General features: G+C 66.7%; 20 protein-coding genes and 1 pseudogene. 8 read left to right on the top strand and 13 right to left on the bottom strand.

Translation table 11 applies throughout. From position 1 onward, the window contains the following. Positions 1 to 46 precede the first annotated feature (46 nt). Positions 47 to 448: an STAS domain-containing protein gene (locus VNF71_09585; GenBank protein ID HVA74802.1), complete on the bottom strand. Its 402-nt coding sequence runs from the start codon at positions 446 to 448 to the stop codon at positions 47 to 49. Between the two features lie 235 nt (positions 449 to 683). On the opposite strand from VNF71_09585, the gene VNF71_09580 reads away from it, so the two are divergent. The 4 genes from VNF71_09580 to VNF71_09565 are packed head-to-tail and all read left to right on the top strand — an operon-like array spanning position 684 to position 4,687. Next, positions 684 to 1,367: a response regulator transcription factor gene (locus VNF71_09580; protein ID HVA74801.1), complete on the top strand. Its 684-nt coding sequence runs from the start codon at positions 684 to 686 to the stop codon at positions 1,365 to 1,367. Between the two features lie 17 nt (positions 1,368 to 1,384). Further along, positions 1,385 to 2,752: a HAMP domain-containing sensor histidine kinase gene (locus VNF71_09575; GenBank protein HVA74800.1), complete on the top strand. Its 1,368-nt coding sequence runs from the start codon at positions 1,385 to 1,387 to the stop codon at positions 2,750 to 2,752. Beyond that, a complete protein-coding gene (locus tag VNF71_09570) occupies positions 2,749 to 3,312 on the top strand; it encodes a GerMN domain-containing protein (GenBank protein ID HVA74799.1) in 564 nt (187 codons plus the stop codon). The genes VNF71_09575 and VNF71_09570 overlap by 4 nt, the downstream gene beginning before the upstream one ends. A gap of 7 nt (positions 3,313 to 3,319) precedes the next feature. After that, positions 3,320 to 4,687, top strand: a complete 1,368-nt coding sequence (locus tag VNF71_09565) for an NAD(P)-binding domain-containing protein (protein HVA74798.1) — start codon at positions 3,320 to 3,322, stop codon at positions 4,685 to 4,687. Between the two features lie 28 nt (positions 4,688 to 4,715). On the opposite strand, the gene VNF71_09560 is transcribed toward VNF71_09565, so the two are convergent. Genes VNF71_09560 through VNF71_09540 form a run of 5 tightly spaced genes read right to left on the bottom strand, consistent with a single transcriptional unit; the run spans position 4,716 to position 7,877 of the window. After that, complete coding sequence (locus VNF71_09560) at positions 4,716 to 5,213, bottom strand: hypothetical protein (GenBank protein ID HVA74797.1); 498 nt, start codon at positions 5,211 to 5,213, stop codon at positions 4,716 to 4,718. Positions 5,214 to 5,231: 18 nt separating this feature from the next. Next, positions 5,232 to 5,540 (bottom strand): DUF427 domain-containing protein, encoded by a 309-nt coding sequence (locus tag VNF71_09555; protein HVA74796.1) that lies wholly within the window; start codon positions 5,538 to 5,540, stop codon positions 5,232 to 5,234. Positions 5,541 to 5,551: 11 nt separating this feature from the next. After that, on the bottom strand, positions 5,552 to 6,754 hold the full coding sequence (locus VNF71_09550; GenBank protein ID HVA74795.1) for a cytochrome P450: 1,203 nt from the start codon (positions 6,752 to 6,754) through the stop codon (positions 5,552 to 5,554). Positions 6,755 to 6,799: 45 nt separating this feature from the next. Continuing rightward, the gene (locus VNF71_09545) at positions 6,800 to 7,024 is read right to left on the bottom strand and encodes a DUF1416 domain-containing protein (protein ID HVA74794.1); all 225 of its coding nucleotides are present in this window, start codon (positions 7,022 to 7,024) and stop codon (positions 6,800 to 6,802) included. A gap of 13 nt (positions 7,025 to 7,037) precedes the next feature. Further along, a complete protein-coding gene (locus VNF71_09540; GenBank protein HVA74793.1) occupies positions 7,038 to 7,877 on the bottom strand; it encodes a sulfurtransferase in 840 nt (279 codons plus the stop codon). A gap of 148 nt (positions 7,878 to 8,025) precedes the next feature. Between VNF71_09540 and VNF71_09535 the strand changes: the two genes are divergently transcribed. Continuing rightward, complete coding sequence (locus tag VNF71_09535; GenBank protein HVA74792.1) at positions 8,026 to 9,627, top strand: EAL domain-containing protein; 1,602 nt, start codon at positions 8,026 to 8,028, stop codon at positions 9,625 to 9,627. A 54-nt stretch (positions 9,628 to 9,681) separates the two neighbouring features. Beyond that, a pseudogene (locus tag VNF71_09530) lies at positions 9,682 to 9,777 on the top strand (arsenate reductase (glutaredoxin)). Between the two features lies 1 nt (position 9,778). Here VNF71_09530 and VNF71_09525 read toward each other — a convergent pair. From VNF71_09525 to VNF71_09505, 5 genes are all read right to left on the bottom strand, one after another. Beyond that, positions 9,779 to 10,570, bottom strand: a complete 792-nt coding sequence (locus VNF71_09525) for an SDR family NAD(P)-dependent oxidoreductase (protein ID HVA74791.1) — start codon at positions 10,568 to 10,570, stop codon at positions 9,779 to 9,781. A gap of 74 nt (positions 10,571 to 10,644) precedes the next feature. Then, on the bottom strand, positions 10,645 to 12,327 hold the full coding sequence (locus VNF71_09520) for an FAD-dependent oxidoreductase (GenBank protein HVA74790.1): 1,683 nt from the start codon (positions 12,325 to 12,327) through the stop codon (positions 10,645 to 10,647). A 185-nt stretch (positions 12,328 to 12,512) separates the two neighbouring features. Then, on the bottom strand, positions 12,513 to 13,658 hold the full coding sequence (locus tag VNF71_09515; protein HVA74789.1) for an NDMA-dependent alcohol dehydrogenase: 1,146 nt from the start codon (positions 13,656 to 13,658) through the stop codon (positions 12,513 to 12,515). A gap of 95 nt (positions 13,659 to 13,753) precedes the next feature. Continuing rightward, positions 13,754 to 15,619: an ABC transporter ATP-binding protein gene (locus tag VNF71_09510; protein ID HVA74788.1), complete on the bottom strand. Its 1,866-nt coding sequence runs from the start codon at positions 15,617 to 15,619 to the stop codon at positions 13,754 to 13,756. Beyond that, the gene (locus tag VNF71_09505) at positions 15,616 to 17,391 is read right to left on the bottom strand and encodes an ABC transporter ATP-binding protein (protein ID HVA74787.1); all 1,776 of its coding nucleotides are present in this window, start codon (positions 17,389 to 17,391) and stop codon (positions 15,616 to 15,618) included. Before VNF71_09505 ends, VNF71_09510 begins: the two co-directional genes overlap by 4 nt. Before the next feature lie 71 nt (positions 17,392 to 17,462). Here VNF71_09505 and VNF71_09500 point away from each other — a divergent pair, with 71 nt between their 5' ends. Together VNF71_09500 and VNF71_09495 are read left to right on the top strand one after the other, a co-directional pair. Then, positions 17,463 to 18,596: a phosphotransferase family protein gene (locus VNF71_09500; GenBank protein ID HVA74786.1), complete on the top strand. Its 1,134-nt coding sequence runs from the start codon at positions 17,463 to 17,465 to the stop codon at positions 18,594 to 18,596. Continuing rightward, positions 18,596 to 19,696, top strand: coding sequence for a hypothetical protein (locus VNF71_09495; protein HVA74785.1), 1,101 nt, complete (start codon positions 18,596 to 18,598; stop codon positions 19,694 to 19,696). Before VNF71_09500 ends, VNF71_09495 begins: the two co-directional genes overlap by 1 nt. On the opposite strand, the gene VNF71_09490 is transcribed toward VNF71_09495, so the two are convergent. Together VNF71_09490 and VNF71_09485 are read right to left on the bottom strand one after the other, a co-directional pair. Next, positions 19,693 to 20,892 (bottom strand): acyl-CoA dehydrogenase family protein, encoded by a 1,200-nt coding sequence (locus tag VNF71_09490; protein HVA74784.1) that lies wholly within the window; start codon positions 20,890 to 20,892, stop codon positions 19,693 to 19,695. The genes VNF71_09495 and VNF71_09490 overlap by 4 nt on opposite strands. Positions 20,893 to 20,910: 18 nt before the next feature. Then, positions 20,911 to 22,692 carry an alkaline phosphatase family protein gene (locus VNF71_09485; protein HVA74783.1) on the bottom strand — a complete coding sequence of 594 codons (1,782 nt, stop codon included), beginning with the start codon at positions 22,690 to 22,692 and terminating at the stop codon, positions 20,911 to 20,913. Between the last annotated feature and the right edge of the window lie 33 nt (positions 22,693 to 22,725).

Here is a 22,725-nt window from a genome sequence, read left to right as displayed (position 1 = left end):
CCTGCGCAACTTGGCTGACGGCGCTGCTCGGCCCGGTGGCTGAGCGCTAGGTAGCGAGAACGTCGACCGCCCCCGCGACGTCGTCGGTGATAGTGACGATGCGATCGAAGCCGGTGGTGTGCAGGAGGCTCCGGTGCACCGGCCGGTTGGTGGACACAACCGCCTCGCCGCCGAGGTCACGGATCCGGCGGATGCCCCCGACAAGTGCGCCCAGCCCAGCGGAGTCGATGAACGGCACGTCCGAAAGGTCGATGATCACAACCGACGCGGAGGGCACCTCCGCGATCGCTTGACGGAATCGAACCACCGTGAAGGCATCGAGGTCTCCGCGCGGGTGGCAGACCGTGTGGCCGCCGGCGGTGTCCCACGAAACTGTGCAGTCCAAGGCCATACCGATGTCGTACAGCTCGCGGTCGGTAGATTCGCTGGCGGTCGGTTGGACTGTCATGGCGTCCATGCTCCACGATCGGGTACGCGATGCGGTGACCCGCCAATCGCGATCAGGTGACAATCCGGAGGTACGCCCCGTTGGTGACCGGATCGCGACCGAGTCGTCACCCGGGCGCGACGGGTTGTTGAGAGGCTGTCCGCATGCTGGTGGTCCTGTGATGAGCACTGCGGAGGCCGTGGGAGCGCCGGTGTGGCGGCGAGGGGAGCCGGCCGGGGTGTGTAACGATGAATCTGTGGCGACCCGCATCCTGTTGATCGAGGATGACGACCGCATCCGTGAGACGACGCGCCTGGTCCTCGAGGACGAGGGCTACCAGGTCGACGAGGCTCCGTCGGCGGAGAGCGGCCTTGTCATGTTCGGGCAGCGGTCACCTGGCTGTGTGATCGTCGATCTGATGCTGCCGGGGATCAACGGGTTCGAATGCTGCCGCGCGATACGCCAGGCGAGCGACGTCCCGATCGTCGTCTTGACAGCCAGGGCCGACACCCATGATCTCGTCGCGGGGCTCGAAGCCGGCGCAGACGACTACCTGACCAAGCCGTTTCACGCCAAGGAGCTGACCGCTCGCATCCGGGCCTTGCTCCGTCGAGCGAGCCTCGGATCGGGGCGTGACGGCAGTTCGCTGACGTTGGGGGATGTCGAGGTGGTCCCCGACGAGGGAGTCGTCCGCAAGCGCGGCCAGGAGGTAACACTGACCAAGACGGAGTTCCGGCTGCTCTGCGAGATGGCTGCCCACCCCGGAAGGGTGTTCAGCCGCGAGGTTCTTCTGGAGAACGTGTGGGGCTACCCGAGCGTCGGTGACGGAAAGCTCGTGGACACCCATGTCCACCGCCTGCGGGCGAAGTTGGAGGACGACCCCGCGAATCCAGCCCACGTGATCACCGTGCGAGGCCTCGGCTACAAGGTCCTCGCCTAGGCAAGAAGCGTCCACGGATGGCGAAGCGCCGCCGGCGGCTGAGAGTACGGCTGATGGCGTCGTTTGCCCTCGTCGGCCTGGCGATACCGGCCAGCCTCTCCGTCCTCACCTATTACTGGGCCCGCACCTACCTCCTGGATCAGCGGCAGACCTCGGCCCTGCACCAGGCCGAGGCAAACGCGACACTGACGGGAACCCTGCTGGACGCGTCTCCGGCGAACGTCACCCGGATCCTGTCGTCGTTGCAGACGCCGTCGACGTCGGAGGGTGCGTTGTTGTACAACGGCCAGTGGTTCGGTGAATCGGCGGTCGCCGGACCCGATGCCATGCCGGCCGGGCTGATACGGGCCGTGGTCGACGGTCGGCAAGCCGCCAGGCAGCGCTACCACCAAGGCCGCGCGCAGGAGTTGGCCATCGGGATACCACTGCGGGGAGGGGACGCCTACTTCCAGATCTTTTCGCTGGCCGATCTGACGAGCACCCTGAGAACGCTTCGCGACTCACTCGCCGCCGGTAGCCTGCTCGGCTTCGCCGTCAGCCTGGCGCTCGGAGCCTGGGCTGCCCGGCGGGTGCTCACGCCGGCACGGGACATCGGCCAGGCGGCGGCGTCGATCGCCGCGGGACAGCTCGATGCTCGGCTCGACGCCGAAGGTGACCGGGAGCTCGCCGAGCTGGCCACGGGCTTCAACGCGATGGTGGACTCGCTGCAGGCGCGTATCGAACGCGACTCCCGGTTCGCGTCCGACGTCAGCCACGAGCTGCGCTCTCCCCTCACGACCCTGAGCTCCGCGGTGCAGGTGATGCAGAACAGGCGTCACGAGTTGAGCGCCAGGTCAGCGCGGGCACTGGATCTGCTCGGGGACGAGGTCGGCCGGTTCGAGCGGCTGGTCGAGGATCTGCTCGAGATCTCACGCTACGACGCAGGCGTGGCGCGGATGGAGCTCGAGCCGGTGGATGTCATGGCGCTGCTCAAGGGCCTGCTCAGCGAAGCCGACCAGGTGGCGCCCGTGGATTGCGGCACCGACATGAACACGGTCATCCTCGCCGACCGCCGCCGGCTCGAGCAGACGGTGAGGAACGTCGTGCGCAACGCGGTGGTCCACGCAGGCGGCGTGTCCCGTGCGTCGATCAGCACAGCCGGACCCGACACAGAGATCGCGATCGAGGATCAGGGCCCGGGGATCGCTCACGACGACGCCGGCATGATCTTCGAGCGCTTCGCGCGGGGAAAGGCAGCGGGGCGTCGATCGTCGGGGCAGGGCCTTGGTCTCGGGCTGTCCCTGGTCCTCGAGCACATGCGACTCCAGGGCGGCTCGGTCCGCGTGGAGCCAGTGCACCCGCACGGCAGCCGGTTCGTCCTCCGTCTCCCAACCCGCCGGCCATGAGGAAGAGCTTGAACACGGCCCTGGCAGCGTTGGCGACGCTCTTCCTCGCTTCGTGCGCCGTGCCGGATGAGCACTCGCCGGTCATCATCCAAGGCGCCCAGTCGCCCCCGCATCGACCGGCTGTACCGAAGCCCGCCACGCCGAGCTCCACAAAGCTGACGGTGTACTTCGTCGGAAATGACAGCGCGCTCGTAGCAGTTGACCGGTCGGACTCCTACCCCGGTCTCAACAACGCCATAGGCGAACTGCTCGCGGGTCCTACCAGCGCGGAGGTGTCGGGCGGTCTCACCAGCGCCGTTCCCGTCGGAACCAAGCTCGTCTACTCCAGCATCTCGGGGTCGACGGCCCACCTCGACTTCAGCGACAGCCTTGCGTCGATCTCCGGTCACGAGCAGCTGCTGGCCTTCGCGCAGATCGTCGTCACGTCGGCGTCGATCCCAGGTGTGTCTCTTGTGGAGATCAGCGTCGCCGGCGAACCTGTGAACGCCCCGAAACCCGACGGTACCCTCGCGCAGGGTCCGGTTTCCGCCGCCGACTATTCGAGCCTCCTGAGACGCTGACCCTCGCGTGGACGGCGAGCCCGGCCCCGGACCGGTACCGGAGAGCGGGTCACAGCTGACTCCTATAGTTCCTGCCATCGCAGACGAGCCCCGTAAGACGATCGCAGGGGTGATCGGCCTCGGCGAGATAGGCCGCGGTCTCGCCTCTGCCATCGACAAGGCCGGGATCCCGCTGGCCGTGCACGACGTCAGGACCGACGCCATGCGACCGTTCGCAGACCGGGCGCATGTCTGCACCGATCTGGCCGAGATCGGCAGCATGTCGGACGTTCTCGTCGTCGCGGTCGTGACGGACGATCAGGTTCTCGAGGTTCTCGATCCGTCGAGCGGCGCTGCGGCTTCGATGCGCGAGGGTTCGACGGTTGTCGTCGTGTCGACAGTTCGACTCGAGACGGTTCGCCGGTTGTGCGATTTGCTCGCCGTCTCGGGGATAGGGGTCGTGGACTGCGGAGTGAGCGGGGGGGCATCGGCGGCTGCGGACGGTGCATTGGTGTCAATGGTCGGGGGATCAGACACTGACGTCGACCGGGCGGCTCCGGTCATCGACGCGTTCAGCTCCCGTGTGGTGCGCATGGGACCGCCGGGCGCCGGCCAGCAAGCGAAGCTGGCCCGAAACCTCATCCAGTTCGGTGCATGGCTGGCCGCGTTCGAAGGCCAGCGTCTCGCGGAGCAAGCCGGGATAGACCTTTCCAAGCTTGCCGAAGTGGTGAAGGCGAGCGACGAACGGATCGGTGGCGTGTCGACGCTGATGTTCCGCTCCACCACCGCTCCTTTCGGCCAGTCCGACGACCAGGGGCTGGTCGCTGCGATGGAGTCCGGAGCTTCCCTCGCGCACAAGGACCTGCGGGCCGCGCTCGACCTCGGCGACGAGCTCGGCGTCGACCTCCCGCTCGCCCGGTTGGCGCAGTCGCACGTCGACGCGGTGTTCGGGGTCGGCCCGTTACCGGCGCCGGCGGTCACGGGTAGCCTCCCCGGCCGGCGTCCCCCGGCCCCGGATCGCGGCCGCGGCCAGCAGCGCATGTCGGAGGTGTACGGGTTCAGCGCCGATCCCGATGCCGGTCCGGGGGATTTCATGGCCTACACGGTCGATCACCTCTTCGGGGACGTATGGAGCCGTCAAGGTCTCGACGTCGCCTCCCGGCGCCTGCTCACCATCGGCGTGCTTGCCGCCTCGGGCCTGCCCGACCTACTGCGGGTCCAGTTCGACGCTGCCCTCGCCAACGGCGAGCTGACCGACACCCAGGTGCGCGAGATCGTCATTCACCTGGCGCACTACGCCGGATGGCCGCTCGCCGCCGGCGCCAACAACGCAGCCGAGGCAGCGATCGCTCGAAGAGCAGAGGACGACACAAGAGGTTCGCCCCGATCCTCTTGACCAGCGACCGCGGGATCGGGGGGGGGGGTCAGGCGGCCGGCCCGGCGGCGCGCGCCTCGCGCACCGCTTCCAGCGACGCCCTCAGCTGGGCGATCCAGTCGGTCTCGTGACGCCCCACGAGGCGGACGCACCACGCGAGGGCGTCGGAGCGCGACCGCGCGACGCCCCCCTCGACCAGGGTGTCGAGGATCTGGCGCTCCGACTGACGGAGCCGGGTCATGACCGGTACGGACAAGTTGGTGAAGACCACACGCGACTCCCCGCAGGCCGCCCCCCACGACACCTTCCTGGCGAAGAGCGTTTCCGCCTCCTCTGCGATGTGCATCCTTGCCGGGCGGGTCTCCTCCCGGAACCGGCTGATCCGCCCCTGCTCCGCCGAGCGACTCGCGTGTTCGGACTCGGCTGGAGCGGGGGAGGGCAGCCGAACGACAATCACGATCTCTTCTCGGTCGACGGTCACATCCGGCGACCCTTCGAACCAGTCCTGGGGCAAACGGCCGCTCAGCCACGCTCGTATGTCGTCCACACCCTCATGATTACATACTTACATCGCCTGGTCAACGGCCGAGAAGAGATCCACACCGGTCGGGCCGGACTTCAAGCAAGACCAGTACGAGGCCCGTCCTTTGAATGGGCACACGGTGTGGTGGTCGTTGGGCTCGAGCAACTCGAGCCTCACGTCGTGCTCCGGAAAGTAGAGACGTTCGACGTGGTCCGTCTCGATCACGCGAAGCGCTCGCTTGCTCTCGGCCACGACGGTGTCGCCGAGGCGGACCCTCGCAGTCCCCCGGCAAGGAACAAGGTTGATCCGGTAGCCCGGATGGTCCGGCCACGCTGACCTCAGCCGCGTCACCCAGCCACTCCTCAGTCGATGGAGACAGGCACGGACTTCCAGCCCCTGACGGTGCTGGTGTGGAGCCGCTCGGCCCGGTGGTGGTCCACCTGCCAAGTAGGGAATCGCTTCAAGGTTTCCTCCAAGGCGATCCGGCCCTCGAGCCTGGCCAGCGCGGCTCCGAGACAGAAGTGGATGCCGAATCCGAAGGTGACATGGGTGCCGATCTCCCTGTGTATGTCGAAGCGGTCGGCATCCGGGTAGCGACGCTCGTCCCTTCCGGCGGACCCCGTGATCAGCAACACCTTGGATTCCGCCGGGATCGTCGTGCCGTGCAGCTCGACTGGCTTCGAGGTCCAGCGCCCCTGCACGGGGGACGGCGCTTCGAAGCGGAGAAGTTCTTCTACGGCGTTCGGGATGAGTGACCTGTCGCGCGCCAGCTCCGCCCGCTGATCCGGGTGTGCATCGAGCACCACGGACGCCCAACCGAGCAGCCGGGCGACCGTCTCTGTGCCGGCGCTCACGAGCAGGTTTCCGAATGCAGCTGCTTCGCGGTCGGTCAGCCGTCTCATGCCCCCGTCGTCGTCGGGAATCTGGGCCTGCACGAGCGCCGTGAAGAGGTCGTCCCTCGGGTTGACCCGCCGCTCCTCCAGCTTCGCCGCGATGTACTCCATCATCCAGATCTGAGCCATGACCGAGATGTCGTTGACCATCCCCACGCCAGGCTCGATGTGGAAGATGGTGTCGATGTGGTGCAGGACTTCCTTGCGCTCGGAGTGCGGCACGCCGAGCAGCATCGAGATGACGGTCGACGGCAACTGGGCACCGAAGTCCTGCACGTAGTCGAAACCGCCGGACCCGATGAACGGATCGAGCAGGGATGCGCACACCTGCCGGATCTGCTCCTCCAGAGCGGACACCCGCTTGGGGGTAAAGGCCCTCGACACGAGTGCCCGCAGCGAGTCGTGCTCGGGCGGGTCCATGAAGATGATCATGGTCGTATTGGTCATGTCCGAGCCCATGAGTTCGAGGACCGTTCCCCGGCTCGACACGAAGGCCTTGGGGTCGGCGCTCGCCGACTGGACATCGGCGAACCGACTCAGGGCCCAGAAGTCATATCGCTCGTTGCGGTACACCGGCGCTTCATCTCGAAGTCTCCGCCAGCACTCGTACGGGTTCGTGTCGATGTCGACGTCGAACGGGTCCCAGTAGAGCTCGTCAACGGCGAGGGTCACGGGGCGAGTGTATTGGTCGGCCGCACGGACGGCTCCCTGCACATGTCAGGCCGACACCCTGATGTCGACGTCCTCGTTGCCCATGTCGACGTGCTGTTCACGGCGATTGTTGGGGGTCAGGCAGATGACAGTCCACTCTCCCGCGATCGGATAGAGCGTGAAGCGGCCCTCGTCGTCAGCCCTCACCTCGCCGACGAAGTCGCCTTCCCCGTCGCGCAGCTGTACGAACGCCCCGGAGCCGTTTTCGATAGTCCCGGTCAGTCGTGGCATCGCTTGTCCTTCCTCACCACTCGACCGGCACTCCGACGAGGGAGCCGTACTCGGTCCAGGACCCGTCGTAGTTGGCGACGTTGGCGATCCCGAGGAGTTCGTGCAGGACCAGCCAGGTGTGCGCGGAGCGCTCGCCGATCCTGCAGTAGGCGATGACTGGACCCTCCCCGCTCACACCGGCCGTGCCGTAAAGGTCTCGCAGTTCGTCGTAGGACTTGAAGGTGCCGTCCTCGTTGGCCGCTCGGCTCCACGGCACGTTCCTCGCTCCCGGGATGTGGCCGGGCACCATGGCGGACTCCTGGGGCAGGTGCGCCGGAGCCATCATCTCCCCGCGGTACTCCTCGGGCGACCGGACGTCCACGAAGCACACCTTGTCCAGGCTGTCGAGGACTTGTTCGCGCATCGCCCGGAGCTCCGCGCGCACCGGGTTGGTGATGGTCAGCGTCGTCGGCCCGAACTTCGGGACGTCCGTGGTCAGCTCGCGGCCGTCGAGTTCCCACCTCTTGCGCCCCCCGTTTAGCAGCTTCACGTTGTCGAACCCGAGGTAACGCAGCAGCCAGTAGGCGTAGGTCGCGAACCAGTTGTTGTTGCCCCCGTAGAGGATGACGGTCGTCCGCTCGTCCACGCCGGCGGCCTGGAGCAGGCGGCTCATCTCTGCCTGACCCACGTAGTCCCGACGCGGCTTGGCGTGCAGGTCGTCGAACCAGTTCCACGCCAGGGAATTCCTGATGTGCCCCTTTTCGTAGGCCATGACGTCCTCGTCGACCTCGATGATCCGCACGTCCCGGTCGTCCAGATGTGCGGCCATCCACTCGGTGCCCACCAGGATCCCAGGGTTGGCGAATTCAGCCACGCGGCTCCCCCTTATGAGGTTTTGGGCGAATATTGATCCTGAACCATCTGAATTTCGACCTCAGACGTGCCGATATGTCTGGAATGGTAGTGAGGTCCGCCAGGGTCGTGCCCGGCGCCCACCCGGCCCGGCTGGACGGGACACCCCCATGACGGCGGCGCCTACCGGCGCCGACGGGTGTGTCGACTCCGTTCACGGCTGGCTGTCCGACCTTCCCGTAGCGGTTCTCGGGTTCGACTCTTCGGGAGCCTGCCAGACGTGGAACATGCCAGCCTGGCGGCTATTCGGCGATGAGCTTGCCGAGATGACCCGGGACGGCCTCTCCGAGCGGGTCGTGAGGTCCGGCGGGTCACTCAGGCTCCACGTCGAGCACGGTGTCAGTCCGGAACCCGGGGCTCTCAACTGGGCGGTCGTCACCGAGGTCCGCGCCGACGGTGACGTCGTCGAGCAGCTCGCCCACCAGGCCCTGCACGACCATCTGACCGGCTTGCCGAACCGGCTCCTGCTCGGCGACCGGGTGAAGCACGGCCTAAGTCGGGCGTCGAGGTCCGGCCGGTACGTGGCGGTGGTCTTCCTGGATCTCGACCATTTCAAGCTGGTCAACGACACACAGGGCCACGCTGAGGGCGACCTCCTCCTCAAGGCCGTGTCCGACCGGCTGTCGGGGGTCGTCCGCGCAGACGACACGGTTGCGCGCTTCGGCGGGGACGAGTTCGTGGTGGTCTTCGAGGACGTCAGCTCCCACCGGGACGCCGCCGAGCTCGCAGAACGACTCACGGCCGTCTTCGCCGAACCCTTCGTCCTGGGCGAAGAGCGGTTCTTCGTGTCGGCCAGCCTGGGGGTCGCCCTGGGCGGCCCGGACGCTTCCACCGAGGCCCTGCTGCGGGACGCTGACGCCGCCATGTACCACGCCAAGGTCGACGGGCGGGGAAGGGTCAAGTTCTTCGACGACGAGATCCGGGCTCGGGCGGAGTGGCGGCGCGAGACCCAGAACGCCCTTCACCGGGCAGTGAAGGATGGCGGGTTCCGCCTCGAATACCAGCCGATCGTGGCTCTGGACGCCGGGTGGGTCGTCGGGGCCGAAGCATTGCTTCGATGGGAACATCCCGACTGGGGTCCGGTCCCTCCCGCCGACTTCGTGCCGGTCGCCGAGGAGGCGGGCCTCATCGCGACCATTGGCGAATGGGTGCTCTCCGAGTCCTGCCGGCAGCTCGCCGCCTGGCGGTCCGAGCTGGCGGACGTGCCTCTGTTCATGTCGGTGAACGTGTCCGCGCGCCAGCTGAAGCCCGGCATAGGTGAGACAGTGGCCGCCGCTGCATCACGGCACCGTCTCGACCCCTCGTCGCTCGTGCTCGAGATCACGGAGGGCTCGGTCATGTCTGAAGTGAACAGCTGCGCCGGCGCACTCCAGGAGGTGCGTGCAACCGGGGCGCACATAGCCCTCGACGACTTCGGCGTCGGTTACTCGTCGATGAACTACCTGAAGCGGTTCCCCGTGGACATCATCAAGGTCGGCAAGGCGTTCGTGTCAGGCCTGGGCCGGGACGCGAGCGACTCGGCGATCGTCACCGCCATAGCCGGCATCGCCCGCGGCCTGAAGGTTTCGGTGGTCGCTGTGGGAGTCGAGACGGACGACCAGCTGTACGCACTACGACGGTTGGGATGCCAGCAGGCCCAGGGATACGCCTTCTCGCGCCCCCTGGAACCTGCCGCCTTCGCTGAGCTGGTGCGCGAACGCCCCCGCTGGTAGACCCATCCGTCCGTTCCACGGCGGTTCTCCTACATTCGGATACGTGACGTCCCTGTACTTCAACCCGTTCTTCTCGAGAGGCCGATATTCGTTCGCGGCGACAAGGCCGTCATCGCCAGGCCACCCGAGCGGTTGCTGGAGCTGATTTAGGTCAGTCGTTCTTCGCGGTCATGCCGCCGTCGACGATGAAGACGACGCCGTTCATGTAGCTGCTCGCCGGCAGGCAAAGGGAGAGAGTGGCGTGCGCCACCTCTTCGGGTTCCCCGTAACGCCGGAGCGGTACCCTCCTCCGGGCGAACTTCTCCTTCGCCTCGTCGGGAATCCCGGCGGTCATCCCGGTGCGGATCGGGCCGGGGCAGACCGCGTTGACATTCACGCCGATCGGCCCGAGCTCCACGGCGAGTGCACGGGTGAGACCGATCACCCCGTGCTTGGCGGCGACGTAGGGGCTGTTGTAGCGGCTTGCGCCGAGTCCCTCGGTAGAAGCGATGTTGACCACTCGGCCCGCGGCGTCGCGTCTTAGGTGGGGAAGGCATGCCCGGATCATCCGCTCGTGGGCTGTGAGGTTGACGGCCAGGGTGGCCGACCAGGCCCGCTCGTACGCGTCGCCGTCACCGTCTACGAGAGCGGGCAGAGCGATGCCGGCGTTGTTGACGAGGATGTCCACCGGAGCGAGGTCGGAGACCACTTCGCCGATAACGCCGATGATGGCGTCGGGATCGGCCACGTCCAGCTCCCACGCCTTTGCGTTGCTTGCTCCGTGCGCGGATTGGATCTTCTTCGCGATCGCTTTCGCGCCCTCGCCATCACGGTCGATAACGGCGACCCGGGCTCCCTCGTCGGCAAAGAGGAAGGCCGTTGCCCTGCCCATGCCGGAGGCCGCCCCTGTCACGACCGCCACCTTGCCTTGGACAGACCGCGAGAGCTGCGAAAGCCGTGCCACGAACGCCGGATCATAGGCGTCACATGCGATCGATCGCCCGGCACCCGTTACACCTCTGCTGGACCGCCGAGGGACTAGCCCCCGTTGGCTGCGATGTGCTTGGCCGCCACGTATGCGAAGACGATCGCCGGTCCGATGGTGGCGCCGGCGCCGGCATAGTCGTTGCCCATGACGGACGCTGACGTGTTGCCGGTCGCGTAGAGGCCGGGAATGGGCTTCCCCTCTGCATCTAGGACGCGGGCGTCGGGATCGGTCACGACACCGCCCTTGGTGCCGAGGTCGCCGGGAACGATGCGGAAGGCGTAAAACGGTGGCTTCTCCAGGGGGCCGAGGCACGGGTTCGGCTTGTTGGCAGGATCGCCGTAGTAGCGGTCGTACGCGCTATCGCCCTTGCCGAAGTCCTCGTCCCTGCCCGTTGCCGTCATCGCGTTGAAGCGGGTGACAGTCTCCTGCAGGTTCTCGGGTGGGACATCGATCTTCTCTGCCAGCTCGGCCAGTGAGTCAGCAGTCGTGACGATGCCGAACTTGGTGAACGCCTTGGGAAGCGGCCGCCTCGGTGGCACCGCGACGAACGGGTAGCGGTCACGGTAGGTCTGGTCGAATATCAAGAACGACGGGATGTGGCTCGCACCTGGACCGTGCATTTCGTACATGCGGTGCACGAAGTTAACGTACGGCGAGGCCTCGTTGACGAAGCGGCGACCGTCACCGTTCACCACGATGCACCGCGGGAGCGAGCGCTCGGCGAGGATGAGCACGCCGGCTCCCGCAGCCTCCACGGACGGCATCCACCAGGCGTCGTCCATCAGGTCCACCGATGCGCCGATCTCCTGAGCGGCGCGGATCCCGTCGCCGGTGTTGCCCGCCGCGCCGGAGCTCCAGCCGACCTCGACGGGTTCCTGCTGGTAGCGCTTGCGCATCTCCTGGCTCTTCTCGAAGCCGCCGGCGGCGAGAATCACGCCGCGCCGCGCCTGCACCGTCATCGGCTTGTCGTCACGGTCGATGCGCACACCCGTGACCCGGCCGTCCTCGACCACCAGGCCGGTGAGCGGGGAGTTGAGCCAGAGCGGGACGCCGGCATCCTTCAGCGCGAGGCGGTACCGCCCGACGCCCGCCGACCCGAGGGCGGCCATGTGCCGGCCACTCAACCGGGTGACGACGGTCCTCACGCCCACCTTGAGGGCGGTAGCCCGACCCCGCCACGTGGTCACGGCCTGGGTGAGGTACCTGTAGTCGGACTGGGTGGTCCACAGTCCGAGGGGACCCTTCATCATGGGGTTGGTGTTGATGAACTCCTCGTCGGGTCCGAGCTTGCGAAGGTCGAACGGGACCGGTTCCATCGTCCGCCCGAGAGGCTCACCGCCGGGGAACTCCGGGTGGTAGTCCGAGTAGCCCTTGACCCAGCGGAACCGGACGTGGCGGGTGTGCTTCTCCAACCAATCGATCGCTTCGGGCCCGCGAGCCAAGAACGTATCGATCCGCGCCCGCGGCACCCTGTCGCCGACTACCTCGTACATGTACGTCCGGGCTCGTTCTGGAGTGTCGGACTGGCCGCCGCGCTTCAGGATCGGGTTGTTGGGCACCCAAACGCCGCCGCCCGACAGCGCGCTCGAGCCGCCGTACCTGTCCATCTTCTCCACTACGACGGTTTCGAGTCCTTCGCCCGATGCGACCAAGGCCGCTGTCAGGCCCCCGAAACCCGACCCGACGACCACCACGTCGAAGGATGCGTCCCACTGGGCTCCGGCGTCGTGCACCGCCCGACCATACGCGACCGGGCGGTCGCCACTCCCGGAGGCCGTACCGCTAGCCGGGACCGTTCAGCCACCCTTGTCGGCGGTGCGGCTACGGCCACCCCTGACGCGACACTGTCCCCTCCCGCTACACCTGGTGAGCCGAGAGGGGACAGAGAACGCTGGCTCCAGGGCCGGCGCCGTCGGGCCTAGTAGGTGATGACGCCGCGGATGTTGGTCCCGTTGCGCATGTCGTCGTAGCCCTGGTTGATGTCCTCGAGTGAGTAGGTGTTGGTCACCAGCTCGTCGAGCAGGTACTTGCCCTCCATGTATAGGTTGAGGATGCGCGGGATGTCTCGGCGCGGGTTGGCGTTGCCGAAGATGCAGCCGACCAGTTCCTTGCGCATCATCGCCAGCATGAAGAGGTCGAGCTTGACGTCGGTCTGAGCCACCGGCGCCACTGCCGTCACTACGCCGCGCCCCGCCTTCTTCACCAAGTTCATGAGAGGGAGGATGAGGTCGCCGTATGCGACGCCGACGGTGAGGATCGCCTTGTCGGCCATCGCGCCGCGGGTGAGCTCCGCTACGAGCGCAGCGGCCTCCTCCATCGAGGCAGCGGTGTGAGTGGCGCCGAAGCGCGGAGCGGCGTCGCGCTTGGACTGCAGCGGGTCGACGGCCACGATCTTGTCGGCGCCGGCGAGCCGGGCGCCCTGCAGGGCGTTCATGCCGATCCCGCCCAGACCGACGACCACGACGGTCTCGCCCGCGCGAACGTCGGCGGCGTTGATCGCCGACCCCCATCCGGTCGTCACGCCGCACCCGACGAGCGCGGCGCGCTCCAGCGGGATGTGCGGCTCGATCTTCACGCAGCTGGCTTCGCTGACAACCGTGTACGGCTCGAACGTGCCGACGCAGCACATGATCCCGAGATCCGTGCCGTCAGCGGCGTGATGGCGCGCGGTGAAGTCGGTGACCTGGCGGCCGGCCAGCAGGAAGGCGCCCAGGTCGCAGAGGTGCTGCTGGCCCATCGCGCACGAAGGGCAGCGGCCGCAGGCCGGGATGAAGCTCATGACCACGTGGTCCCCCGGCGCGAGGGTCGTGACACCCGGGCCCACCTCGACCACCTCGCCAGCGCCCTCGTGGCCGCCGACGACCGGAAGCTGCTTGAGGCCGAGCGCGTCCGCCGTCGCCTGGTCGAGGACCATGTCGCCGGTGACCAGATGCTCGTCGGAGTGGCACAGGCCCGACGCGGCCAGCTTTACGAGCACCTCACCCTGCTTGGGCGGATCGAGCTCTATGTCCTCGATGCTCCACTTGGAGTTGGTCTCCCACAGGATGGCCGCCTTGCTCTTCATCGTCACTCTCCCCCTCAGGATTCGTGTCCGGTGTCTGACGGCACGTTACACCCGGGAACGCTGCTGCGGTCGGTCGAGCCGGGCGTGTGACCGGGTCAATCGACCTCGGCAGCGGGAGCCACGAACTGGGAGTTGTACAGCCGGGCGTAGGCGCCGTCACGGGACAGCAGGTCGGCGTGGGATCCCTGCTCGACAATCCGCCCGTCCTCCATTACCAGGATCACGTCGGCCCCTCGGATCGTCGAGAGCCGGTGGGCGATCACGAAGCTCGTCCGGTTGGAGCGAAGCCGGTTCATCGCTTCTTGGATCTGCACTTCGGTCCTCGTGTCGACCGAGCTGGTGGCCTCGTCGAGGATGAGGATCGACGGATCGGCGAGGAAAGCTCGGGCGATGGTGATCAGCTGCTTCTGACCGGCGCTGACATTGTCGGCCTCCTCGTTTATCAGCGTCGAGTAGCCGTCGGGCAGGGAGTGGACGAAGCGGTCGACGTAGGTGGCCTGCGCCGCCTCGAGTATCTGCTCGTCCGTGGCGGTTGGATTGCCATAGGCGATGTTGTCGTGGATCGTCCCGCCGAACAGCCACGTGTCCTGGAGGACCATCCCGATCTTCGACCGCAGCTCCGATCGGGGCATGCTCGTGATGTCGCGACCGTCGATGGTGATCCTGCCCGAATCGAGCTCGTAGAAGCGCATGATCAGGTTGACCAGGGTGGTCTTGCCCGCGCCTGTAGGACCGACGATCGCGACGGTCTGCCCCGGTTCGGCCACGAGCGAGAGTGACTCGATCAGCCGTACGTCGGGCCGATAGGAGAACGTGACGTCCTCGAAGCCGACTCGCCCGGCATTAGGCAGCGGGGTTGCCGGCGTGGCATCGGGTACTTGCTCGCCGGCGTCGAGGAACTCGAACACCCTCTCCAGGGATGCCATGCCGCTCTGGAAGACGTTCATCATCGAGGCGAGCTGGGTCAGCGGCATCGAGAACGTACGCGAGTACTGAACGAACGCCTGGATGTCACCGATGCTGATGGCACCGGCCGCGACCCGAAGGCCGCCGACGACGGCGACGATCACGTACTGCATGTTGCCGAGGAACATGGTGACCGGCTGCATCACGCTGGACATGAACTGGGCCCCGAACGCGGCCTCGAAGAGCTCTTCGTTCTTCTGCCGGAAGCGGGCTTCCACCTCGTCCTGACGGCCGAAGGCTTTGACGATGGCATGCCCGGTGAACGTCTCCTCGACGATGCCGTTGAGAGCCCCGGTGGAACGCCACTGCGCTATGTAGCGGGGGCGGGCGCGTAGGGCGATCTTGCGCATCGCGAAGACCGATGCCGGGACTGTGGTCAGGGCGACCGCCGCGAGCAACGGTGAGATCGTGAACATCATGACGGCAACCCCGACGAGAAGCAGGACCGAGTTGAGCATCTGGCTCAGCGTCTGCTGCAGGCTCTGGGCGATGTTGTCGATGTCGTTGGTGACCCGGCTGAGCAGGTCGCCCCGGGACCCGCGGTCGATGTAGCTGAGCGGGAGGGCGTGGACCTTGTCCTCGACTGATCCCCGGAGCCTCTGCATCAAGCGCTGGACCACGCCGGCGAGCGTGTAGGCGGTCGCCAACGAGCACAGCGCCGAGCCGGCGTAGAGGCCCAGAGCGATCAGGAGTATGCGGTCCAACTCGGGGAAGTCGATGTGATGGTGGACGAACCCCCGGATGATCACGTCGGTCCCGTGACCGAGGAGCCGGGGGCCGAAGACGTTCATGACCACACCGCTCACCGAAGTGATGGCGACGAGAAGGAGCTTTCCCCGCTCGACCGCGAGGAGCGAGACAAGGCGCCTGGCCACGGACCCGAAGTCCTTCGAGCGCTCGCCCGGGACGCCGGCCGCGTTCCAGCGTCCAGCCGGCCGGGTGTCCTCCGGTCGCAGCCGGCGGATCTCGTCGCGGTGCTCGTCGACGGCCGTCATGCCGGCTCCCGCTCACCGAGTTGTGACTGGACGATCTCCGCGTAGGTGGGACAGCTGCTTCGCAGCTCCGCGTCGGTCCCCATGCCGACGATCTCGCCGTCCTCGAGCACGACGATCCGGTCGGCCGAGATGATGGTGGACACCCTCTGCGCGACTATCAACACGACGCTCGAAGCGGTGTACGGCTTCAACGCGGCGCGCAGCCTGGCGTCGGTCGTGAGGTCGAGCGCGGAAAACGAATCGTCGAAGAGGTAGATGTCCGGTCTGCGTACGAGAGCCCGTGCGATCGCCAGCCGCTGGCGCTGGCCGCCCGACACGTTTGTGCCACCCTGGTCGATTCGGGCCTCGAGGCCGCCCGGCATGAGGCGCACGAAGTCCGCCGCCTGCGCCACCTCGAGCGCCTCCCACATCTCGGCTTCCGTCGCGTCAGGTTTCCCGTAGGCGAGGTTCGAGGCCACGGTGCCCGAGAAGAGGTACGGCCGCTGCGGGACCAGGCCCACCACCGACCACAGCAGCTTTGTGTCGAGGTCGCGTACGTCGACACCGCCTACCATCACGGAACCCTCGGTGGCGTCGAACAGCCGCGGCACCAGCTGGACGAGTGTGGTCTTGCCGGCGCCGGTGCTCCCGACGATCGCGGTCGTCTGCCCTGGCAGCGTCGTGAAGCTGATGCCGTTCAACACGGCGTGCTCCGCTCCGGGGTAGTGGAACCCCACCCCGCGGAACTCGACGTCCAGCTCGCCGCGCGCCGGCCTGAGCGGAGCGGCGGGCGCTACCACGGTGGACGGCGTTTCGCCAACCTCCTGGATCCGTCCCGCGGACACGGACGCCCGCGGGATCATCGAGATCATGAAGGTGGCCATGACGACGGACATGAGGATCTGAATCAGGTAGCTCAGGTAGGCCACCAGTGACCCGACCTGCATGTGGCCGGCCTGGATACGGCCGGCGCCGAGCGCCAGCACGGCGATGCTGGACGCGTTGATGACAAGGTTGACGGTGGGGAACATCGCTGCCATGAGCCGGCTGGCCCTGAGGGACGTGTCTGTGAGCTCCCCGTTGGCGATGGCGAAGCGGGCTCTCTCCTGCGGCTCGCGGACGAACGCCCGCACAACCCGGATACCGGTTATCTGCTCCCGCAGGACCCGGTTGATCTGGTCGATTCGCTCCTGCATCAGCCGGAAGGCGGGAACCATCCGCGAGACGAGGAAGCCGAGTACGCCGGCGGCCACCGGCACGCTGATGGCCAGGATCGCGGACAGCCCGAGATCCTGCCGCATCGCTGCGATGATCCCGACCACCATCGTGATCGGCGCGGCGATGGCCATCGTGGCCGCCATCACGACGAGCAGCTGCACCTGCTGCACGTCGTTGGTAATCCGAGTGATGAGGGAGGGTGCGCCGAACGTTCCTACCTCGCGCGCCGAGAAGCCGGTCACCTGGTGGAACATGACGCCCCGGATGTCGCGGCCGAAACCCATCGCCACCTTGGCTCCCAGGTAGACAGCGGCGACTGCAAAGCAGATCTGGACGAGGGAGAAGCCAACCATCACAGCCCCCATCCGGCGGATGTATCCCTCGTTGTGGGGAAGGATGCCGTTGTCGATGATGTGCGCGTTGAGTGTCGGGAGGATCAGGCTCGCGGTCGTCTGGATCGACTGCAAGAGCAACATCAGCGCGATCGTCCGCTTGTACGGGCCGAGGCGCTCGCGCAGCAACCGGGTCAGGGGCCGGGCAGGGATCAGCCCACTCTGTACCCGGTCGGGGTCCATGAGCAGAGCCTAAACAGCATCGGCCACAATGCAGGGGCGTTTCCGGCGCCTGCCGGGAAGGGGGGACTGATGTGAGCACGCCCGAGGAAGCACCACCCACTGTCGGGGTCAAATCGAGCCGCGACCTCGCCGCGCTTCCCGACACGCTCGAGCGTTGGCTTGCATCGCGGTTACCCGACTCGGCCAACCCGCGAGTGACCGAGCTCAGCGTTCCGTCGGGGACCGGCATGTCGACCGAGACAGTGGTCTTCGAAGCTGAATGGCACGAGGAAGGCGCGACGAGACGCGAGGGTCTCGTCGCGCGCATCCCGCCTGATCCTGCCGACATGCCGATCTTCCCCGTCTATGACATACCCAAGCAGTTCAGGGTCATGTCGATGGTGCGTGAGCTCACGGACGTGCCGGTGCCGGAGCCGCTGTGGTCGGAGGAAGACCCGGGCATCGTCGGGCAGCCGTTCATGATCATGCGTAGGGTCGTCGGAGAGGTCCCGCCCGACAATCCGCTGTACCTGTTCGGCGACAACTGGCTGTTCGACGCCTCAGAGGGTGAGCAGCGCAAGTTGCAGGAGCGGACGGTTGACATCCTCGCCCGGCTGCACGCCGCGCCGGTTCAGGGGTTCGCCTTCCTCCAGGATGGTGCTGACGGAGGGACGGCGTTGCGGAGGCTGTACCAGAAGGAGGTCCTCGACTACTACGCGTGGGTGGCCAAGGACGTTCGCTCGCCGCTCCTCGAACGATCGCTGAAATGGCTCGAGGAACGATGGCCCGTCGACGAGGGAGAGCCCGTGCTGTCCTGGGGCGACGCGCGGATCGGGAACATGATATACCGCGACTTCGAACCCGTCGCGGTGCTCGACTGGGAGATGGCCTCGGTGGGTCCGAGGGAGGTCGATCTGGCCTGGTGCCAGTTCTTCCACGAGTTCTTTCACGGCGTTGCGCTGAAGCTCGGCATGCCGGGGATGCCGTCGTTCATGCGTCGAGACGACGTCGTCGCCTCCTACGAGAAGCTGACCGGGCACACCTGCCGGGACATGGACTGGTACGGCCTTTTCGCGGCGACCCGATTCGCGATCAACGCGCTTCGTGTCGGCCTTCGCAGCATCCACTTTGGACAGTCGACCATGCCGGATGATGTCGACCAACTGTTGTTCCACGGAGCGGACATGGAGGCGATGATGGCCGGAACCTACTGGGAGGGTCGCTGATGCTCACACCGTTCGACGACTACCCCGTCCACCAGACGCCGGCCCCCGTCGCGCAGACAGTTTCCGGTGACCCCAACCACTACGACCGTTACTGGTTCAACGGTTACGACCGCGAAGGGGCGTTCTTCCTCGGGGCTGCGATGGGCCACTACCCGAACCGCGGGGTCCTAGACGCCGCCTTTTCGGTGCTGCACGACGGGGTACAGCATTCGGTCTTCGCGTCAGGGCGGATGCCAGTCGACCGAGCCACCAAGGTCGGTCCGGTGCGGGTCGAAGTGCTCGAGCCACTCAAGACGATCCGCCTGGTCGTCGACGCCGGCGAGCACGGGCTGGCAGCCGATATGACGTTCAGGCACCGGACCGATGCGGTCGAGGAGCCCCGCCAGCAACTGACCCGCAACAACATCACCGTCATGGACTACACGCGCCTGACCCAATGGGGTACATGGGAGGGCACGATCACCCTCCCCGGCGGCGCCGTGATCGACGTGCGACCGGAGACCACACTCGCCACACGGGATCGCTCCTGGGGAGTACGCCCAGTAGGTGAGCAACTGGCGACGAACTTCCCACCTGAGATGCCACAACTGTTCTGGTTGTGGGCGCCGCTGCACTTCGACGACTGCTGTACGCACCTGGGTCTGTTCGAGCGCGCCGACGGTGTTAGGTGGGTCGAGCAGGCGCTCATTGTCCCACTGGCAGGAGTAGGAGAGCCCGATCATCTTGGACGAAGCGAGGTCGACCTCCGATGGATGCCCGGCACTAGGGAGATAGAGTCCGCCCGCATCATTCCGCACCGGCGCGACGGCTCGGCGCTCCCGGCCATCGATTTCGAACGGATCCTCACCTTCCGTATGAGGGGGATCGGCTACCTACACCCGAGGTTCGGGCACGGCACCAACCACGGGGAGTTGGAGGTGGCGGCAGAGTCGATCGAGGTCGACGATTTCACACCCCTCGACCCCTCGTCGATCCACGTGCAGACGCTGTGCCGGGTTCGTTTCGGGGACCGGTCGGGAGTCGGGGTGCTCGAACAGCTCGCCTTCGGCCCGCACGAGCCGAGCGGGCTGACCGGTCTGCTCGACGGTTACGCCGGCTAGTTGCGCGGCACGTGCGACCAGGGGACGCCCTTGTCGACACGTATATCGCCAGGGAGGCCTAGGACCCGTTCGCCGAGAATGTTGCGCATGACCTCGGATGTGCCACCCTCGATGGAGTTCGCCCTGGAACGCAGGAACATCTGCTGCGGCGAGCGAGTCTCGAGAGCGCCTTTGGGGCGGCGCATTTCGTAGCTGTCGTAGAGCATCCCTTCGGCGCCGAGAAGGTTCTCGCAGAACTCGTAGATCCGCTTGTTCAGCTCGGCGAAGGCGAGCTTCCCCGTCGACCCCTCCGGACCGGGGGTTCCCAGCTTCGAATTCGCTGCGGCTCTCATGTTCGTGAGTCGTTGAACCTCGGCCTCCACCCACAGCCGCGCGAGCTTGTCTCTCATGACGGGGTCTCTGCGCTCGGCCGGAGTCTTTCCCCAGATCTTCAGCGCAGTCGCGATCGGTCCGCCGCCCCTCGGCGCCACACCACCCCCGATCGAGACGCGCTCATTCATGAGGGTGACGATGGCGCCGCGCCAGCCTTCGCCCGCGGGGCTCAGGCGCTCCGAATCGGGGACGCGGACGTCGGTGAAGTAAACCTCGTTGAACTCGGCGTCGCCGGTCATCTGCCGAAGAGGGCGCACCTCGACCCCCGGCGCGTGCATGTCGACCACGAAGTACGTCAGGCCCTTGTGCTTCTCCGCATCCGGGTCGGTTCGCGCGAGAACCATCCCGAACCTCGAGGTGTGAGCAAGCGTCGTCCAGACCTTTTGCCCGTTGATTATCCACTCGTCGCCGTCACGAACGGCACGGGTGGAAAGGCTCGCCACGTCAGAGCCGGCACCTGGTTCGGAGAACAACTGGCACCAGATTTCCTCACAGGTGAAAAGAGGGCGCAGGTAGCGCCGCTTCTGCTCCTCGCTTCCCATCGTGAGGATGGTGGGCGCCGCCATCCCGTAGCCGATCGCGTTCCGCGGCGTCAGGTTGGGCGCATTCGCCTTGCGAAGTAGATCGTTGACCCGCGACTGGAGGCTCCTCGACACCCCCAAACCGCCGTAACCCTCCGGGAAGTGGACCCACGCCAGGCCGGCGTCGAACTGCGCTCCGAGGAACTCCTGCTCCGGTATCCCATCCGGAGGGTGGGACTCCAGGAGTTCCTTGACCTTGGTGTCGACACTTTCAGCGTCGGTTCGTTCGACCGCGGTTTCCACGCCGTGCAAACTACTGCGTTACGGGGCCGTCCTCCTCTCCTCCCGGCCGCTTGCTGCGTGGGTTGGAGTCGTGTTCTTGGGGCCTCGGTCGTCCTGGGCGGGTACGGGTGCGTTCGCCGTCGGGACCGGGTATGCCTGCCCCTCGTCAACGGTGCCGGCGAGCGAATTGAGGAGGCTCTGCTCGGCGACGTCGGGGTATGCCATCGAGGTAGACGGCAGTTGCGGGACCGTCGTGTCGGGGCTCGCGATACCCGGTAGGGCGGATGTCATGTCGCCGACCGTCGCGTAACGCCAAGGCGAGACGTGGAGCCCGGCCAGGAGGGTTCCCGGCTCGAGGAAGACAGTCTCCACGAGCTTCATCGTCGAGATGTGGTCGAAGGTGTCGTGGCAGACCCACCCGCCGGTGCTGAACGGTGAGATGACCAACGCAGGTGTGCGGAACCCGAGGCCGACCGGGCCGAGGACGTTGTCCCAGTCACTCGGCGGGCCGCCGGTCGCGTTCGCCGGCGCAGCGGTGAAGTACTCCCCGTCGTAGTTCGGATCGCCGGCGAGAGGGTTGTTGTCGCCTGCGATGACCGTCGGGCCCGGAGTCGGTGGGGCGACATGGTCGAAGAAGCCGCCGTTCTCGTCGTAGACCACGAGGAAGACGGTCTGGGCCCACACCGCTGGGTTGGAAACCAGGATCTGGAGGATCTCCGACACCAGGTATTCCCCGTAGGCCGGTGGGGTCGCGGGGTGCTCGCAGCACGGCGCCGGCGGCAGGATCCACGACACCTCGGGAAGGGTTCCGGATTGAACGTCGGCGGCGAATTCCGCCGGGTAGACGGGGGCGAGTCCCTGCGCCGCGTTTTGGACCTGGGCGGAAGTGGACGGGGTGGCGAAGTTCTTGAAGTAGTCGAGGACGTTGAACAGGGCGTTGGAGGTTGGGTCCTGGTAGACCTTCCAGCTGACGCCGGCCTGGGTGAGCAGCTCGGGCATCGTCGGCCAGTCGAGAGTGCCGACGAGTTGCTCCCGGTTCTGCACGTAGGTGGTGATGATCTGGCCGCCCTTGTCGGCTGAATGCGCTCCGATGCTCCCGGACATCCACATCAGGCGGTTGGGGTCGGTCGGCCCGAGAACCGAGCAGTGGTACCCGTCGCACACCGTGAACGACTGCGCCAACGCCCGGTAGTAGTCGAGGTGGTCGGCCTCGCGGTAGTAGCCCATGGTGAGGATGCCGTTCGGCGTCGACGACCGGGCGGGCTGCGGGATCCCCAAGGTGCCGTTGTCGATCTCGAAGGGGGCGGTCCCGTCGTTTTTCAGATGCTGCACCACCCATTGGTCCATGGCGCCGTTGTTCCAGGCAAGGTGCTGGGGTCCCCAGTCGTGGGTGATGTCGTTGGTGGTCTGACCCGAGACGGTGGGAGGGTTGCTCTCGAGCTCGAACGGGTTGAGGAAGGTGTCGCCGCCGACCGTGAGGATCGGTTTGGTGGTACCGGCCGGGACCGTCGTCTGATGGAAGACCGTGCCGGGGTCGGTGGCCGGACCGCCGGCATAGGAGGAGTATGTGGCGCCGTCGCCGAAGCCCCGGACGCCGGCCATCGTGCCGAAGTAGTGGTCGAACGACCGGTTCTCCTGCATCAGGACCACGATGTGCTTGATGTCGCTCAAAGAGCCCCCGGCGGCCTCCACCGAAAGGGCCTTCTCGATTAGCAGTTCGGGGACTGCCAGAGCGCCGGCGGTGGCGCCGGCAAGGGTCAGGAACCGGCGCCGGCTCAGGCTCGGCCCGGTCGAACCTGTCCGTCGGGTCGGGCGGGTCATGTTGTCGGTCGTCCTCCCAGCTCGTCTTCCGGC

Source organism: Acidimicrobiales bacterium, from assembly GCA_035533095.1.
Taxonomy (GTDB): domain Bacteria; phylum Actinomycetota; class Acidimicrobiia; order Acidimicrobiales; family Palsa-688; genus DATLUM01.
This window is presented reverse-complemented; position numbering and strand designations above follow the sequence as displayed.

Bases quoted from the DNA above. Each gene is read 5' to 3' on its own strand.
- VNF71_09485 (HVA74783.1), bottom strand. From the start codon at position 22,692: ATGACCCGCCCGACCCGACGGACAGGTTCGACCGGGCCGAGCCTGAGC.
- VNF71_09510 (HVA74788.1), bottom strand. From the start codon at position 15,619: ATGACGGCCGTCGACGAGCACCGCGACGAGATCCGCCGGCTGCGACCG.
- VNF71_09515 (HVA74789.1), bottom strand. From the start codon at position 13,658: ATGAAGAGCAAGGCGGCCATCCTGTGGGAGACCAACTCCAAGTGGAGC.
- VNF71_09585 (HVA74802.1), bottom strand. From the start codon at position 448: ATGACAGTCCAACCGACCGCCAGCGAATCTACCGACCGCGAGCTGTAC.
- VNF71_09570 (HVA74799.1), top strand. From the start codon at position 2,749: ATGAGGAAGAGCTTGAACACGGCCCTGGCAGCGTTGGCGACGCTCTTC.
- VNF71_09535 (HVA74792.1), top strand. From the start codon at position 8,026: ATGACGGCGGCGCCTACCGGCGCCGACGGGTGTGTCGACTCCGTTCAC.
- VNF71_09495 (HVA74785.1), top strand. From the start codon at position 18,596: ATGCTCACACCGTTCGACGACTACCCCGTCCACCAGACGCCGGCCCCC.
- VNF71_09545 (HVA74794.1), bottom strand. From the start codon at position 7,024: ATGCCACGACTGACCGGGACTATCGAAAACGGCTCCGGGGCGTTCGTA.
- VNF71_09575 (HVA74800.1), top strand. From the start codon at position 1,385: ATGGCGAAGCGCCGCCGGCGGCTGAGAGTACGGCTGATGGCGTCGTTT.
- VNF71_09505 (HVA74787.1), bottom strand. From the start codon at position 17,391: ATGGACCCCGACCGGGTACAGAGTGGGCTGATCCCTGCCCGGCCCCTG.